Annotated in this window: 15 protein-coding genes, 1 pseudogene and 1 other annotated feature; of the genes and pseudogenes, 14 read left to right on the forward strand and 2 right to left on the reverse strand. The window is 27.9% G+C overall.

Annotated elements, in window-relative coordinates:
- The 8 genes and pseudogenes from ACRCYC_RS08265 to ACRCYC_RS08300 all read left to right on the forward strand — a co-directional run.
- A pseudogene (locus tag ACRCYC_RS08265) lies at positions 1-901 on the forward strand (DNA mismatch repair endonuclease MutL); the annotation flags it as partial.
- An 88-nt stretch (positions 902-989) separates the two neighbouring features.
- A complete protein-coding gene (gene miaA, locus ACRCYC_RS08270; protein WP_438618647.1) occupies positions 990-1,931 on the forward strand; it encodes a tRNA (adenosine(37)-N6)-dimethylallyltransferase MiaA in 942 nt (313 codons plus the stop codon).
- Between the two features lie 65 nt (positions 1,932-1,996).
- The gene (hfq, locus tag ACRCYC_RS08275; RefSeq protein ID WP_438618648.1) at positions 1,997-2,263 is read left to right on the forward strand and encodes an RNA chaperone Hfq; all 267 of its coding nucleotides are present in this window, start codon (positions 1,997-1,999) and stop codon (positions 2,261-2,263) included.
- 222 nt (positions 2,264-2,485) lie between these two features.
- Complete coding sequence (gene cdr, locus ACRCYC_RS08280) at positions 2,486-4,969, forward strand: CoA-disulfide reductase (protein ID WP_438618649.1); 2,484 nt, start codon at positions 2,486-2,488, stop codon at positions 4,967-4,969.
- 112 nt (positions 4,970-5,081) lie between these two features.
- Positions 5,082-6,119 (forward strand): AAA family ATPase, encoded by a 1,038-nt coding sequence (locus tag ACRCYC_RS08285; protein ID WP_438618650.1) that lies wholly within the window; start codon positions 5,082-5,084, stop codon positions 6,117-6,119.
- A complete protein-coding gene (locus ACRCYC_RS08290; RefSeq protein ID WP_438618651.1) occupies positions 6,119-6,889 on the forward strand; it encodes a DUF3226 domain-containing protein in 771 nt (256 codons plus the stop codon). Before ACRCYC_RS08285 ends, ACRCYC_RS08290 begins: the two co-directional genes overlap by 1 nt.
- 157 nt (positions 6,890-7,046) lie before the next feature.
- On the forward strand, positions 7,047-7,862 hold the full coding sequence (locus ACRCYC_RS08295) for an Mrp/NBP35 family ATP-binding protein (RefSeq protein ID WP_438618652.1): 816 nt from the start codon (positions 7,047-7,049) through the stop codon (positions 7,860-7,862).
- 210 nt (positions 7,863-8,072) lie between these two features.
- Entirely contained in the window at positions 8,073-9,644 is a 1,572-nt protein-coding gene (locus tag ACRCYC_RS08300) for an AbgT family transporter (RefSeq protein WP_438618653.1), read from the forward strand.
- 206 nt (positions 9,645-9,850) lie between these two features.
- Here the strand turns inward: ACRCYC_RS08300 and ACRCYC_RS08305 are convergent, their stop codons facing one another.
- Both ACRCYC_RS08305 and ACRCYC_RS08310 read right to left on the reverse strand, forming a co-directional pair.
- Entirely contained in the window at positions 9,851-10,684 is an 834-nt protein-coding gene (locus tag ACRCYC_RS08305; RefSeq protein WP_438618654.1) for a PucR family transcriptional regulator, read from the reverse strand.
- A 6-nt stretch (positions 10,685-10,690) separates the two neighbouring features.
- A complete protein-coding gene (locus ACRCYC_RS08310) occupies positions 10,691-10,996 on the reverse strand; it encodes a PucR family transcriptional regulator ligand-binding domain-containing protein (protein ID WP_438618655.1) in 306 nt (101 codons plus the stop codon).
- 178 nt (positions 10,997-11,174) lie between these two features.
- Here ACRCYC_RS08310 and ACRCYC_RS08315 point away from each other — a divergent pair, with 178 nt between their 5' ends.
- The 6 genes from ACRCYC_RS08315 to tyrS all read left to right on the forward strand — a co-directional run bounded on the left by ACRCYC_RS08315 (position 11,175) and on the right by tyrS (position 17,679).
- Complete coding sequence (locus tag ACRCYC_RS08315) at positions 11,175-12,500, forward strand: glycine/sarcosine/betaine reductase component B subunit (protein ID WP_438618656.1); 1,326 nt, start codon at positions 11,175-11,177, stop codon at positions 12,498-12,500.
- Positions 12,501-12,519: 19 nt separating this feature from the next.
- A complete protein-coding gene (gene grdH, locus ACRCYC_RS08320; protein WP_438618657.1) occupies positions 12,520-13,827 on the forward strand; it encodes a betaine reductase selenoprotein B in 1,308 nt (435 codons plus the stop codon).
- Positions 13,828-13,863: 36 nt separating this feature from the next.
- Positions 13,864-15,393 (forward strand): glycine betaine uptake BCCT transporter, encoded by a 1,530-nt coding sequence (locus ACRCYC_RS08325; RefSeq protein WP_438618659.1) that lies wholly within the window; start codon positions 13,864-13,866, stop codon positions 15,391-15,393.
- A gap of 170 nt (positions 15,394-15,563) precedes the next feature.
- Positions 15,564-15,887, forward strand: coding sequence for a YbjQ family protein (locus tag ACRCYC_RS08330; protein WP_438618660.1), 324 nt, complete (start codon positions 15,564-15,566; stop codon positions 15,885-15,887).
- Positions 15,880-16,029, forward strand: a complete 150-nt coding sequence (locus tag ACRCYC_RS08335; protein WP_438618661.1) for a hypothetical protein — start codon at positions 15,880-15,882, stop codon at positions 16,027-16,029. The genes ACRCYC_RS08330 and ACRCYC_RS08335 overlap by 8 nt, the downstream gene beginning before the upstream one ends.
- An 86-nt stretch (positions 16,030-16,115) precedes the next feature.
- Positions 16,116-16,373: a binding site (T-box leader), on the forward strand.
- 100 nt (positions 16,374-16,473) lie between these two features.
- The gene (gene tyrS, locus ACRCYC_RS08340; protein WP_438618663.1) at positions 16,474-17,679 is read left to right on the forward strand and encodes a tyrosine--tRNA ligase; all 1,206 of its coding nucleotides are present in this window, start codon (positions 16,474-16,476) and stop codon (positions 17,677-17,679) included.
- Positions 17,680-17,895: the final 216 nt, after the last annotated feature.

Genomic DNA, 17,895 nt, shown 5'->3' on the forward strand with positions numbered 1-17,895 from the left:
TGTAGATAATATAAATCAAGGTATATTAAATAATTTAGAAAAAGAATATAAAAATCAAACGTATAGCTTTGAAGAAATAGAAGAAAGAAAAAATTTAGAATGTAAAATTAAAAATAAGTGTGAAAATGAATCTATAAATAAATCAATGAATGAGGAAATTATAGTATTAGATGAAGCTATTGATTTAAATAAGGTATATAGTTTTAATGATTTAATTGAATTAGACACACAATTAGAAAATAGCAAATCAGATAAAAAAGAATTAAATGAACGTCAAATTGAAAATGAATATACAGAGGAAAGTAAATTAGATAATTATAATGTAGAAGAAAAACATGAATTATATGAAAATCATTCACAGCAAACTGAACTTTTAAAAAATAATAGTCATGATTTTTGTTTAAACGATTATTTAATTATAGGAACAATTTTTAAAACTTATATAATACTTCAAAAGGGAAGTAATATGTATTTATTAGATCAACATGCCGCACATGAAAGAGTACTATATGAGCGATATATGGACAAGTTTTATAATATGGATATAAATATGCAGATGTTATTAGATCCTATTGTATTAGAATTACCAACAACTGACATGTTACAAATTGAAAATAATATAGACTTATTTATGAAATTTGGGTTTGAAATAGAGATATTTGGTAAAAATCATATAATGATAAGATGTGTACCGACTACATTTGGAACTCCAGAATCAGAAAAGTTTGTTTTAGATATAATTGATAATATTGATGAGATAAAAAATAATTATGAACTAAAAGGTGAAAAATTTGCCTCTATGGCATGTAAATCAGCAATAAAGGCTAATGATACGATATATGATGAAGAAATTAATAGCCTATTAAAACAAATTGAAACATGTAAAAACCCTTTTACATGACCGCATGGTAGACCGATATTTGTAGAAATATCAAAGACGGATATAGAAAAAATGTTTAAAAGAATTATGTAAGAAAGAAGGGGAGAATATGAAAAAAATACCTTTAGTTATATTAACTGGACCTACAGCAGTTGGAAAAACAAATTTATCTATACAACTTGCTAAAAAAATGAATATGGATATAGTATCCGCTGATTCTATGCAAATATATAAATATATGGATATAGGAAGTGCTAAAGTAACAACTGATGAGATGAAAGGTGTGAAACATTACTTAATAGATGAAGTTGATCCTGATTTTAGTTTTTCGGTATCTGAGTTTCAAGAAAGAGCCAATAACTATATACTCGATATCGTGAAAGATAATAAACTTCCGTTAGTAACTGGAGGAACAGGTCTTTACTTAAATTCACTTATATACAATATGGATTTTGCAAAATCAGATGCTGATAATGAGCTAAGAGAATCTTTAAAAAAAGAACTTGAGGAAAATGGGATAGATTACATGCACAACAAGTTAAAAGAATTAGATGAAAATGCAGCCACTAGAATTCATAAAAATAATACAAAAAGAGTTATAAGAGCACTTGAAGTTTGCTTAAGCGGTAAAAAGATGAATGATTTTAGTAATGATCTTAAATTTAATGAAAAGTATGAACCTATAATAATTGTATTAAACAGAGATAGAGATCATCTATATAAAAGAATTGATTTACGTGTAGATATAATGATTGAAGAAGGTTTAGAAAAAGAAGTTAGAGAATTGCTAAAAAGGGGATACTCTAAAGATTTAACATCTATGCAAGGTATAGGATATAAAGAAATGATAAAATATCTAGATGGAGAGTATACATATGATGAAGCAGTTGAAATTATAAAGAGAGATTCAAGACGATACGCTAAAAGACAATTAACATGGTTTAGAAGGTATGAAGGTGCAAAATGGTTTGATCTAGATGATTATAATGATGAAAAAATACTTCTAAATGATGTAATTACTTATATTGAAAAAAAGGTAAATGTTGTGTAATATAGAATATAATATATATAATAAAAAATAAATATGATAAATCATTTTTGGAGGGTATTAAGCTAATGAAAAATACAGTTTTAAATTTACAGGATTTATTCTTAAACAATGCAAGAAAAGAAAGAATACCTGTGACAATATTTTTAATGAATGGAGTTCAAATTAAGGGATATGTTAAGGGATTCGATAGCTACATAGTATTATTAGAAGGTGAAAACAAGCAACAAAATCTTATATATAAACATGCAGTATCTACTATAATACCAGGAAAGCAAATAAGTTTTAATAATAATCAAGGATACAATAGAAATAATAATAATGAAAATAAATAATTAAATAGAATATTTTATATATAAAAATCTTGAAGGTTAATAGCTTTCAGGATTTTTTTATTTTGTAATTTATTATGTGACAAAGTCACAGAATAACAATTAAAACTTTTATATAATTAAAATATAAGAAAATTATAAATAAATAATAAAATTTTAGGTTATTACTTTAACAACATTAAAATATAAACTGCGAAAATATCAAATAAGAAGGAGATATGGGATATGTCTAAAAAAGTTATAATAATAGGTGGAGTGGCAGGTGGAGCTTCAGCAGCTGCAAGGCTTAGAAGATTGGATGAAAATGTTGAAATAATTATGTTTGAAAAAGGTAAATATATATCTTTCGCAAATTGCGGTCTTCCTTATTATATAGGAGAAGTTATAGCTGAAAGAGAAAAACTTATAGTTCAAACTGTTGAATCTATGAGTAATAGATTTAATATGGATATAAGAAATTTAAGTGAAGTAATTAAAATAGATAAAGACAATAAAAAAGTAGTTGTAAAAAATCATAAAAATAATGAAATATATGAAGAGAGTTATGATGTATTAGTGTTATCACCAGGGGCTAGTCCTATAAAACCACCAATTAATGGAATTAAAGACTGTGACAACTTATTTACGCTAAGAAATATACCAGATACAGATAAAATAAAAGAGTACACTGATAAAGAAAGTACTAAAAAAGCTGTAGTTATAGGTGGTGGATTTATAGGAATTGAGATGGCTGAAAACTTAGTAAAAAGAGGTATAGAAGTAATCTTAGTTGAAGCAAGTACTCAAGTTATGGCACCACTTGATGAAGAAATGGTCAGTACTGTACATGAGCATTTAATAGATAAAAACATTGAATTAATATTAAATGATGGAGTTAAAGAATTTAGAGAGAATGGAAAAATAGTTGTTTTAAATAGTGGAAAAGAAATATATACAGATTTAATTATATTATCTATAGGTGTTAGACCAGAAACTACTATAGCAAAAGAAGCTGGATTAAAGCTTAATGAAAGAGGCGCTATAGTTGTTGATGAATACATGAAGACTTCAGATGAAAATATATATGCATTAGGTGATGCTGTAGAAATTTTAGATTTTGTAAATAAAAGACCAACAATGATACCTTTAGCTTGGCCTGCAAATAGACAAGGTAGGTTAGTGGCTGATAATATATGTGGCAAAAATGTAGCATATAAAGGTACATTAGGGTCATCGGTAGCTAAAATATTTGATTACACAGTAGCTACTACTGGAAACAATGAAAAAACTTTAAAAAGAATAGGAATAGAGTATGAAGTAATTCATATACATCCAAATTCAAGTGCTGGATATTACCCAGGAGCTTTTCCAATGTCATTAAAAATGATATTTGATAAGAAAACAGGTAGAATATACGGGGCGCAATGTGTTGGAATAGAAGGAGTTGACAAACGTATAGATGTAATAGCTACTGCTATAAAGGGGAATTTAACAGTGTTTGATTTACAAGATGTTGAAACTTGTTACGCACCACCATACAATTCAGCAAAGGATCCTGTAAATATGTTAGGGTATTATGCTTCTAATATAATTGAAGGGTATGTAGGAAATATTCAATACTATGAAGTTGAAGAAGCTTTAAAAAATAAAGATATAGTATTAGATGTAAGGGATGAATATGAATTAGCAACTGGTAGCATAGAAGGTTCTATTAATATACCTCTTGGAAATTTAAGAAATAGATTAGATGAACTACCAAAAGATAAGAAAATTTATGTAACTTGCCAGGTTGGTCTAAGGGGTTATATTGCTTGTAGAATATTAGCACAACATGGATTTGAATGTTTTAATATAGATGGTGGATATAAGACATATTCATCAGTCAAAAGAGCAAAGAAAACAATAGATAATCAAAAGAGAAATAAAGTGAAAGTAAATGAAAATTTAAGTAAAGAGGTAGCTATTATGAGCGAAAATATAAAAGCTAATATAGAATTAGATGCATGTGGTCTTCAGTGTCCAGGACCAATACGAAGAGTTTTTGAAGAAATGTCTAATATGAAGGAAGGAGAAATATTAGAAGTAAAGGCTAGTGATGTAGCGTTTAGTAAAGATATAAAAGCTTGGTGTGAAACAACAGGAAACTCTCTTTTAGAAGCTGATTTTGATAAAGATAAAAAAGCATATGTTGCATATATACAAAAAGGAGTAAATCCTGTTAATGCAAAAAATTCATGTTCATTAACACACACACAAAGTAAAGATGGTGCTACTATGGTAGTATTCAGTGGAGATTTAGACAAAGCTATAGCATCATTTATAATAGCTACAGGTGCAGCATCTATGGGTAAAGAGGTTACTATGTTTTTCACATTCTGGGGACTTAATATATTAAAGAAAAAAGAAAAAGTAAAAGTTCAAAAAGATACTATGGAAAAAATGTTTGATATTATGCTACCAAGTAACACTGGAAAACTTCCTTTATCTAAAATGAATATGGGTGGAATGGGACCTAAAATGATAAATGAAATAATGAAAAAACATAATGTTGATGATTTGGATACATTGATAAATAATGCTATTAACATGGGTGTTAAGCTAGTTGCTTGTTCTATGAGTATGGATTTAATGGGAATTAAAAAAGATGAACTTATAGAAGGTGTTGATTTAGGTGGAGTTGCAGCATATTTAGGTGCAGCTGAAGATTCAGGTTTAAACTTGTTTATATAGTAGTTAAAGAGCTATTTTTAATAGCTCTTTTTTTATATTTAATTATAAAGTTATATTAATAGCTCTTAATTTATATAATTTATTAAATTATATAAAAGAGAGAAGTGATAATATGAATTACTTAAGTTATATAAATATAAAAAATTTTAGAGGAGTGAAAGATTTAGAGCTAAAAGATTTTTTGTCTACAAATATAATTGTAGGGGATAACAATAGTGGAAAAACATCCCTTTTAGAAGCAATATCCCTTTTAGAAAATCCAGATAGCATTAAAAATATGTTATTAAATGCTTCTAAAAGAGATAGTAACAATGTATCTAAGTTTGAATTATTTTTAGAAATGTTTCCTAAAAATCAGAACGAAAATAGATTAATACATATAGACTCTATCATAAATGAATGTAGAAATGAGCTTAAAATAGAAGGTAATTTAAGTGGTATAGTAGATTTAAATAGTAATGAAAATTATTTTGATAGTAAAGCATTTGATGGGAAAGTTAGTTTAAAAAAAGATGATGAAGAGTTAATAAATAAAGAAATATACATTCAAGAAAATAAACAGTTAAGATTTAATGGAAGTTATAATATTATAAAAATTGTATATGTAACACCCTATGATCATTTTAGAGAAAATTTATTGAATACAACTATAGAAGAAATAAAAAAAGGTGATAAAGATAGAATAATAAGATTACTTGAAAGATTTGATGAAAATATTATAGGATTTGAAGTTTTACCAAATAGTTATATGAATACTACATCTATTTATATATATCATAAAAAGTATAAATTAATGCCATTATCTAGCTTTGGAGATGGAGTTAAAAAAGTAATAACTTTAGCTTGTGCATTAATAAGTGCTAGAAATGGAATTTTATTAATTGATGAAATAGAAACTGCTATTTATAAAGATATGATAAAAGAAGTATTTGATTGGTTTGTTAAATCTTGTAGAGAATATAATGTTCAGTTAATTTGTACAACACATAGCCTAGAAGTAATAGATTCTATGATTGAAGGAATCGGTGGAAATTTAAATGATTTAGCATGTTTTAGAATAGAAACTATAGATGAAAATGCCTACACGACAAGATTTTCAGGAAGTAAGCTAAAAGATATAAGAACTATCCTAGGGCAGGATGTGAGATGATGAAAAATATATTAGTTTTCGTAGAAGGAATACATGATGCTAACTGTGTAGGTAGAATATTAGATATTAATAACTTCAAGGAAATAAGAAATATAGAAAATTTACCAGATATATGGAAGAGAAAAATACCTAGAACCTATCCTTTTGTAAATGATAAATTAGATAGACATATACCTATACCAAATTATTTTACTAATGAGAAAATAATTGTAGTAGTTATTTGTACTAATGGAGAAGGAAGACTTATAAAAGAAATTGATTTATATATTAGCAATATGAATAAATCAGAACTGAGTCAAATTAAAAGCATTTGTGCTATATTTGATGCTGATCAAAGTTTAGCTGATACAAGTTTTGATAAAAAATTTAAATCAAAAATGAAAGATATGATTATAACTAAAAAAGATTTTATAAATGGTTTTATAAAAGTAAAAAATGAAAATATAAATTTATATAAATATTTTTTTCCAAACAATAGAGATAAAGGTACATTAGAAGACTTATTGATAGAAGGTGCCAAAATTGTATATGGTGATTTGTTAGATGAAGTAAACTTTTATATTAAAAATATTGATGATAAATATAAATATAATTGGAGTATATCTAGTGAAAATAAGGTGAGAGTCGGATGTATAGCTAATGTATTTCAGCCAGGAAGTGCTAATCAAAGCTCTATAAGAAGAGATGATTGGATAAGTGAAAAAAGTATAGAGTATAGTTCATATATAAATGAGTTTTATACTTTTATAGTTGATATAATAAATAATTGAAATTGTATAATGAAAATTAAAATAATGTAAAACTATGTTTTAAATATAAAAAAATGGGTATATATAAACAGAAAATAATAATCAACTATTAGGTATTAGTTTATATATATTTAACAATAATTAAAGAAGTAAACAAAAGAAAAGAGAGGTAATATTAATGTCAAATTGTAATTCATGTCCTTCAAAAGGAAGTTGTAATAAGCAAGAAACTTGTAATATAGAAAACAATCCTAACAATAAAATTAAAAATATTATAGGTGTGATGAGTGGTAAAGGTGGAGTTGGAAAATCAACTGTAACAGCTCTTATAGCTAAAAAATTAAATAAAATGGGATATAAAGTAGGAATACTTGATGCAGATATAACAGGGCCAAGTATACCAAGACTTATGGGAATTCAAAATGAAAGAGCAGTATCTCCTAATGGAAAAGATATATATCCGATAATAACTAAAGATAATATAAAGACAATGTCTATAAATTTTATGGTTGGAGATGAAAATCAAGCTATAGTATGGAAAGGTCCTATAATAAGTAATACTGTTAAACAATTTTACAAAGATGTAATGTGGGAAGAGTTAGATTACTTATTAATCGATATGCCTCCAGGAACAGGTGATGTGCCGTTAACTGTAATGCAAAATATACCTCTAAACGGAGTTGTTATGGTATCAGTACCGCAAGATATGATATCTATGATAGTTGCGAAAGCTGTTAATATGGCAAAGATGCTTGATGTTAAAGTTTTAGGGGTAGTTGAAAATATGAGCTATATTCAATGTCCTGATTGTGATAAAAAAATAAAATTATTTGATGGAGAAGAAACAGAAAAATTCTTAAAAGAAATGAATTTAAATTTATTAGGAGAACTTCCTATGACCAAAGAAATAGTTAATATAACTCATAATGGAGTAGATAATATAAGTAATGACTTAAATGATATATTAAATGGAATAGTAGAACAAATTAAATAGATAATATTAAAAAGCTATCTCGATTTTGAGATAGCTTTTTAATATTATCTATTTAAAGACTAATTTAAATTGAAGTAAATGTGTGGAAAATACGAAATATGAAGATTATTATGAATTTTTAAAATAAATTGAAAAATGCAAAAATAAACATTGAATTTAAGTAGAAACTTGTGCTACCATTATATCAAATGTTAAAAGGGGGGAATTTTAATGGGGAAAGCAGAAGTTAAAAAGAAGAGTTTTTTAATGAAATCATTAGATTCAATTGAGTACATAGGAAATAAATTACCACACCCGGTTACTTTATTTGCAATACTTTGTATAGCGATAGCAATTATATCTGCATTAGCAGAAATGATGGATTTAAGTGTAACAGCAGAACTTATAAATAGAGAAACAATGAAAGTTGAAAAGCAAACTATAACAGCAGTTAGTTTACTAAATGGAAATGGATTTAAATATATGCTAGAAAATGCTGTAACAAACTTTACATCATTTGCTCCACTAGGAGTTGTATTAGTTGGTATGTTAGGTATAGGACTTGCTGAAAGTTCAGGATACATAGGAACATTACTTAAAAAAGTGGTCAGTGTAACTCCCGCTAAATTAATAGTTCCAACAGTAGTTTTTTTAGGAATAATGTCAAATATGGCATCAGATGCAGGTTATGTTATATTAATACCTCTTGGAGCTTTAGTATTTATGGCTTATGGAAGACATCCATTAGCAGGTATAGCAGCAGCATTTGCAGGGGTTTCTGGAGGATTTAGTGCAAACTTATTAATAGGAACTATAGATCCAATGCTTGCAGGAATCACAAATGAAGCTGCTCATATACTAGACCCAACTGTTAATATAAGTGCGACTGCAAATTACTTCTTTATGTTTGTATCAACATTTTTAATAACTATATTAGGAACTTTGATAACTACTAAAATTGTAGAACCTAAGCTTGGTAAATATGATAGTAAAGATGGAAAATTTTCAGATGGTATGGCAAGAGCTAGTGATTTACAAACTATAAGACCTGAAGAAGCAAAGGCTATGAAATTTGCAAATCTTACTTTATTATTTATGGTAATAGGTTTAATAATACTTGTAGTTATGCCAAATTCATTTTTAAGAAATTTAGATAAGCCAGATTTCTTAGATTCTATAGTTAATCATTCAACTTTAATGACTGGACTTATACCAATAATAGCAATACTATTTTTTGTACCGTCAGTAGTTTATGGAAGAATAGCTAAAACTGTAAAAAATGAAAAAGAAGTAGCAGCTCATATGAGCAAAGCTATGAGCTCTATGGGTGGATATTTGTGTTTAGCGTTTGTTGCATCTCAATTTATAAAGTATTTTGAATATACAAACTTAGGTACTATAATAGCTGTAAGAGGTGCTGACTTTTTACAATCAATAAATATTGGAACAATACCACTTTTAGTAGGATTTATATTAATAACAGGATTTATAAACTTATTTATGGGATCTGCATCAGCAAAATGGGCTATAATGGCACCAGTGTTTATACCAATGTTCTTAAAGTTAGGAATAGGTGCAGATGTTGTTCAGACTGCATATAGAATAGCAGATAGTTCAACTAATATAATATCACCGCTTATGAGTTATTTTGCAATGGTTATAGTATTTATGCAAGCGTACAAGAAGGATACAGGAATTGGTACTGTAATATCACTTATGATACCATATTCGATGACATTCTTGTTAGCTTGGACTATATTATTCATAGTATGGATGTCAATTGGAATTCCAGTAGGATTCTAATAAAGATATAACTAAAAAAGTTATCTAAAAATAAAAAATTAAGTAACTAAGGTCTGCTCTCCATATTTAATCGGAGTCAGGCCTTTTCTAATTTTTATATCAAAGTATATTTTTATTGACATAAAAATATACTCCCTTTAGAGTAACAGTTTTATTATTTTAACTGTTTACTAGAAAGAGAGTATATCATTTTTTATATGAATTTTTTAGTTATTGTATATTTTATGGAGCTTAACACCAATTGAAATTTTTTCGAAAAACTCAATATGGGATTTCTCTAGATTTAAGAGTGATCTTATTTTCAAAATTCTATATCTAACTGTATTTTCATGTTGAAACAGCTCCTTAGATACTTTTTTAAAATCACCATCATTATTAACAAAGCTTATAAGTGTTTCAAGTAGATAGGCATTATTTTCTTTATCGTAATTTTTTATTGGCGATATTATGCTATAATACAGTTCTTTTAATTCATCAAAATCTTTGAAGTTTATAATTAGAGAATATATTCCTAGAGAAGTATAATGAATAATACTTTTATTAGTTACAGTATTAAATTTGCAAGATAATAAAGCTTGATTTATGGCATTTTTACAAGAAGTAATAGGTATGAAGTTATCACTAACACCTATTATATAATCATTAACATTAATTTCAAGTAAATTAGTATAAAACTCTATTGTTTTTTGCAATTCTGATTTATCAATATTGTTATATGTAATCAAAATAAGCAAACCTTTTTTAAATGGTATACATGAAGTGAACTTACTTTTAGATATTAAATTTATTAAATTAGTATCAAATTTATAATCAAAGTTATCACTAGTACAATATATTGCAGTTACATATTTTGAAAAATAATAATTTATGTAATTTAATGTAGCATGTATATCGCTTAAAGATAAATTATTATCTAGTAATGCAGATATTTTCATTTCAAGTATTGTAAATTTTTGTTTTTCTAATATAAGAGACATTATAGAATTCATTATATCTCCATATGAAGTTGTATAGTCTATAGTAACTATAGGCAGATTCATATTATCTCAAGCATTAACTAGTTTTTCAGTAAAGCTATCAAGGTATTCGTTAGTTATGCAAAAACAAGAACATCCACAAGAATTTATAAAGTCTAATGCATATAAAGCATAATCTTCATCGTCCTTAAATGGAAAAAAATTGCTTATAAAAAAATCACCTTCTTTTAAAACCATTCTATCTCGATTAACTTCTATAGGACAATCAAAAACTGATACTCGATTTATAACTCTGTCTAGACCTTTGTGACCAGCTAAAACCTTACTATTTTTAAAAATATCTAGTTTTAATATATCTTTAACCGTGATCCCCATGAAAACCCCTCCAATAGTGTCTTTAAGTTAATTTTAGCAGAAATGTTTAAAAATTTGTATAATTTGTAAAAAATACAAAAAGTTACTTTGAGTATTATAAATATTACAAATAAACTTTGTTAAAAAAATACTACAATTAAAGTATAAAGTAATAAATAAAATATAAGGGGGAATAATTGTGAAATTAGAAATTGGTAATTTTTATGTTAAAGATATAGTGTTTGCAGATAAGACAAATTATGAAAATGGGGTTTTAAGTTTAAATAAAAAAGAACTTATAAATTTTGTAAAACAAGATGAAAGAATTATTGATGCAGATTTGCACATAGTAAATCCTGGAGACAGGGTTAGGTTGTGCCCAGTAAAAGAAGCTATAGAGCCAAGAGTGAAAATAGGTAATAGATCATTGTTCCCAGGTTATATAGGTGAGTTAGATACTTGTGGTTATGGAAAAACACATGCTTTAAAAGATTGTAGTTTATTAGTTGTTGGAAAGCACTGGGGAGGATTCCAAGATGGACTGATAGATATGGGAGGAGAAGGAGCTAAGTATACATATTTCTCTAAACTTAAAAATATAGTATTGGTTGCTGATACTGATGAAGATTTTGAAAAAAATGAACAACAAAAGAAAAATGATGCATTAAGAAAAGCGGGACATAAGTTAGCTGAGTATATAGCTGAGTGTGTAAAAGAATTAGAACCAGAAGAATTAGAAACTTATGAACTTACTGGAATTACAAAAAGAAGTGAAAAAGTTAACAACCTTCCTAGTGTAGTATTTGTTATGCAATTACAATCACAGATGGAGGAAGATGGATACAATGATTTAACTTATGGATGGAATACAAACCATATGCTACCAACATTAATGCATCCAAATGAAATATTAGATGGGGCAGTAATATCGGGAAGTTTTATGCCATGCTCATCTAAGTGGTCAACATACGATATACAAAATGCTCCAATTATAAAAAGTTTATATAAAGAACATGGCAAGAGTTTGAACTTTTTAGGCGTTATATTATCTAATTTAAATGTATCATTGGAGCAAAAAGAAAGATCTGCTATATATGTAGCGCAAATAGCTAAAACATTGGGAGCAGATGGAGCAATAGTAGCTGAAGAAGGATATGGAAATCCTGATGCTGATTTTGTAGGGTGTATAGTAGCATTAGAAGATGTTGGAGTAAAGGTTGTTGGACTTACCAATGAATGTACAGGTAGAGATGGAAATTCACAACCATTAGTTACACTAGATAAAAAATTAGATGCATTAGTGTCTTGTGGTAATGTTTCAGAACTTATAGAGTTACCACCAATGGAAAAAGTTATTGGGGAACTTAAAGCATTAGAAAGAGATGGATTATCAGGTGGATGGAGTAATGATGAAATATTAGGATCTTCAGTAAAAGAAGATGGGTCTATAATAATGGAAAATAACGCTATGTTCTGTGGAGATCAAGTACTAGGATGGTCAATTAAAACTATGAAAGAATTTTAATAAAAGGGGGAAAAATATTATGAAAAAAGCTATAGTATACCTAAATCAATTCTTTGGGCAAATTGGAGGAGAAGATAAAGCTGATTTTAAGCCAGAAATAAAAGAAGGTGTTATAGGTCCTTCAGCACAACTTGAAAAATTGTTAGATGGTACTACTGTTACACACACTATAATTTGTGGTGATAATTTTATGGGATCTAATACAGATGAAGCAATAGAAATAATAATGGGATTTTTAAAAAATAAAGAGTTCGATATATTCATAGCTGGACCAGCTTTCCAAGCAGGAAGATATGGAGTTGCTTGTGGACATATATGTAAAGCTGTAAAAGAAAAATTGAATAAAAAGGTAGTTACATCTATGCACGAAGAAAATCCTGGAGTTGACATGTTTAAAAAGGATATGTATATATTAAAAGGTGGTAACAGTGCAGGAAAAATGAGACAGGATTTAGCGAATATGGCTAACCTTTCTAATAAAATATTAAAAAATGATATTATGCTAGATGCAAAAACAGAAGGATATTTTGGTAGAGGAAGCAGACATCAAGTTTGGCTTGAAGATGAAAAAATGGCAGCGACTAGAGCTGTTGAAATGATAATAAATAAATTAAATGGTAATAAATATGAAACAGAATTACCTATACCTAAAATAGATAAGGTTCCTATAGCACCTGCTATTAAAGATTTAAGCAAAGCGAATATTGCATTAGTAAATACAGGTGGTATAGTTCCTATTGACAACCCAGATAGAATACAATCAGCTTCAGCTACAAGATGGGGACGATATGATATATCAAATGTTGATGATTTAAAATCTGGAGTATATAAAACTATACATGCAGGATTTGACCCAGCAGTAGCGGATAATGATCCAGATGTAATAACTCCTATAGATGCACTTAAAGCTTATGAGAAAGAAGGTATTATAGGAAGATTACATGAATATTTTTACTCAACAGTTGGAACAGGTACAACACAAGCAGAAGCAGCTAAGATGGCTAATGAAATGATTCCATATCTAAAAAAAGCTAATGTTGATGCTATAATCATGGTTTCTACATGAGGTACTTGTACACGTTGTGGAGCAACGATGGTGAAAGAATTTGAAAAAGCAGGTTTCCCAATAGTTCAAATGTGTAACTTAATACCTGTTGCAAAAACGGTAGGTGCAAATAGAATAGTGCCAACTATATCTATTCCATATCCAATGGGGGATCCTTCAAAATCAAAAGAAGAGCAATTTAATATGCGCTATAAAATAGTAGGAACAGCCTTAAAAGCTTTATCTACAGAAATAGATGAACAAACTGTATTCAAGAATTAGAGCTATCCATAATAAAAAATAATTAGGAGGATAATTATGAAGAATACAGTTAAAAAAGATGATAATAGAGTTTTTTATATTTCGTTAGCTATTGTATTGCCAATGTGTTTATGGGCAGTGGTATCTAATGAAAGTTTTTCAAAAGCAGCAAATGCAACACTAGGGTTTTTAACTAATGAGTTTGGGTGGTTGTATTTAATAGCTATGTTGATGTTTGTAATATTTGCAATAGGGTTAGCTTTTAGTAAGTATGGCAATATAAAACTAGGTCCAGATGATTCTACACCTGAATATTCAACTTCATCATGGTTTGCCATGTTATTTGGAGCAGGTATGGGTATAGGATTAATATTTTGGGGTGTAGCAGAACCTTTATCTCACTTTGTTGACCCGAAAGGAAGTATAGTTCCAGGTAGTATAGAAGCAGCTAATTTTGCAATTGAATCATCATTTTTACATTGGGGAATACATCCTTGGGCAGGTTATAGTATAATTGGATTATCACTTGCATATTTTCAATTTAGAAAAGGTAAATCAGGTTTAATAAGTTCTATATTAGAACCTGTTCTTGGAAATAGAGTTCATGGATGGATGGGTATTGCAATAGATGTACTTGCTGTATTTGCAACTATAGCAGGTATAGCTACATCATTAGGGCTTGGGACTATGCAAATAAATAGTGGTCTTAATTACTTATTTAATATACCTAACAATTCAGTTACTCAAATTATAATAATAGCTATAACAACATTTGTGTTTATAGCGACAGCAGTATCAGGGGTAGATAAAGGTATAAAAAAAGTATCTGATATAAACTTGATACTAGCTCTTATTGTAACGGCAGCAGCATTTTTAGTAGGACCAACACTAGAAATAATAAATAGTTTTACAAACTCACTAGGCAATTACGCTCAAAATATATTGTCTGATAGTTTATCTATAGGAGCTTACTCTGACAATACATGGACTAACAAATGGACGGTATTTTATTGGGCATGGTGGATAGCATGGGCACCATTTGTTGGAACGTTTATAGCAAGAATTTCAAAGGGAAGAACTATAAGAGAGTTTATTTTAGGGGTTATGTTTGCACCTGCATTTGCATCATTTATATTCTTTGCTATATTTGGTAATTTAGGGATAAACTTGGCATTAGGAGAAGGTATGTCACTTGGAGGAGTTCAAGATATAGCATCAGATGTGTCTATAGCATTCTTTGCGGTTATGAGCAACTATGATTTTGGGTTTATTATATCTATAGTCACAATAATATTACTTATAACGTTTTTTATAACATCAGCTAATTCAGCTACTTTTGTATTAGGCATGTTTACATCTAAAGGAGATTTAAATCCTACAAATAAGAAAAAAATAATGTTAGGACTATTACAATCTTTTTTAGCTATAGTTTTGTTGCTTACAGGTGGATTAAATGCTCTTCAAACATCATCTTTAGTAGCTGCATTTCCATTTATATTTATAATGATTTTAGCTAGTATATCTTTAATTAAAGAATTGAAAAAAGAGGATTTGAGTAAAAATAGGTTAAAGGAAAAATCAAAGTAAAATATAAATAGCTATATTGAAGTATTTATACTTTGATATAGCTATTTTTTATAAATAATTGTAAACTTATGTAACTTTTAATCAATTTATAATGTGATAGAATTAATATTAATAAAACAAAATATAATATATAGATATAATATATATAAATATTTTCAGGAGGTATGTATATGTTAGTGTTAACAATTGAAAATGTACCAGGCAAGAAGATAACTAATGTTGTTGGATTAGTTAAGGGAAGTACAATAAGAGCAAAACATATAGGTAAAGATATTGGGGCTAGTTTTAAACAATTAGTTGGGGGAGAATTAACTGGATATGATGAAATGCTTGAAGAAGCTAGAAAAATAGCTATAGGAAGAATGGTAGAAGATGCTCAACGTAAAGGTGCTAATGCTATAATAGGTTTTAGATTAACTTCAGCTACAGTTATGCAAGGTGCTGCAGAGATGTTAGCCTATGGAACAGCTGTAGTTATAGAAGACAATGAGTAATATGTGGATTATTATAGGCATGTTGGTAATTTTTTTATATGGAGCTATAATAATTGGAAGTGTAGTATTACTTATTTTAAAAATTATAGAGAGACAAAGAGAAAAACGAAATGAAGATTTGGATAAGTATGATGATTATTAACTAAAAATAAAGTGTATAGTTTATGAATAAATTAAAAAAACATTGACAAAATAAAGGTAATAATCATATTATAAGAATATATAATAAATAAAGCGTTGATGAGAAAGAGTAAAATTAATGGAGTCTTACAGAGAGTTCCCGGTTGGTGAGAGGGGCAAAAGATAAGTTGATTTGAATACATCTCTAAGCTGCACTCCGAAAGATAACAACTAGTAGGCAGTTGCCGGATTTTGCACACGTTATAGTGCTAGAGTATCCCAAGATTGGTGTACTTGAAGAGGTTATTATCGTGAGGTAATAGCAAATTAAGGTGGTAACACGTGAGTAATACTCTCGTCCTTTTCTATAAGGACGGGAGTTTTTTTATTGTATTGGCGCCATATGATAATTTAGCGACCATCCTTAAATAATTAAAATAAAATTAAAATTTAAGGAGCAATAATTATGAAAAATATAGATGAGCAAATAAAAATAATCTCTAAAGGTGTAGATGAAATAATCGGACTAGAAGATTTGAAAAATAAATTGGAAAAATCTCAAAAAGAAAATAAGCCTTTGACGGTTAAATTAGGATTAGATCCTAGTGCACCTGATATACATTTAGGACATACTGTAGTTTTAAGAAAGATGAAACAATTACAGGATTTAGGTCATAAAGTTGTAATTATAATAGGTGACTTTACAGGTAAAATAGGAGATCCAACAGGAAAGTCTAAAGCTAGAAAAGCTCTTAGCACAGAGCAAGTTTTACAAAATGCAAAAACATATGAAGAGCAAATACTTAAAGTTTTAGATAAAGAAAAAACAGATGTAGTTTTTAATAGCGAGTGGTTATCTAAATTAAGCTTTGAAGATGCTATAGGATTAGCTTCAACTATTACAGTTGCTAGAATGCTTGAAAGAGAAGATTTTAAAAATAGATATGAAAATCAAACACCTATATCTTTACATGAATTTTTCTATCCTTTAATGCAAGGATTTGATTCAGTTGAGATAAAAGCTGATATAGAGTTAGGTGGAACGGATCAAAGATTTAATGTATTGATGGGAAGAGCATTACAAAAAGAATTTAACCAAGATCCTCAAGCAACAATCTTCATGCCATTACTTGAAGGTTTAGATGGTCAAGATAAAATGAGTAAAAGTTTAGGTAATTACATTGGTATAGATGAAAAAGCAGCTGTAATGTATGAAAAAGCTATGACTATACCAGATGAACTAATAATAAAGTATTTTGAACTTGTTACAGATATTCATCCGGATGTGGTAGATAGTATTAAAAAAGATTTAGATGAAGATAAGGTTAATCCTAGAGATATAAAGATGAGACTAGCAAAAGAAATAGTTACATTATACCATGGAGAAACAGAATCGAATAATGCTGAAAATAGATTCAAGGAAGTTTTCCAAAAAGGACAAATACCTAATGATATAAAAACTATTGAAGTTTTAAAATCTGAATTTGATTTAATAGAAGAATTAGTTAAGAATAACTTAACAACTAGCAAGAGTGAAGCTAGAAGGCTTGTAACACAAGGTGGAGTTAAAATTAACAATGAAAAATTAGAAGATATTAAAAAAGTGAATATTTCAGATACTATGATAGTTCAAGTTGGTAAAAAGAAATTTATAAAAATATGTGTTAAGTAAAGTTTTTTAAATAAATGTGAGTATATAAATTCAATGAGTTTGTATACTCACATTTTAAATTAATTTTATAATAGTTAAAAATGGAAAAGATAAATTTTTACAAAAAACTTAGAATACAATAAAACAATATTTAAATAATAGCAATAAAAATTGATATTAATTGTATATACATGTATAATTATTTTAGAATAAATTAATTATAAGGGGGAAAGACTA

The sequence above is a fragment of the Paraclostridium sp. genome, assembly GCF_051657365.1.
In the GTDB taxonomy this organism is placed as follows: domain Bacteria; phylum Bacillota; class Clostridia; order Peptostreptococcales; family Peptostreptococcaceae; genus Paraclostridium.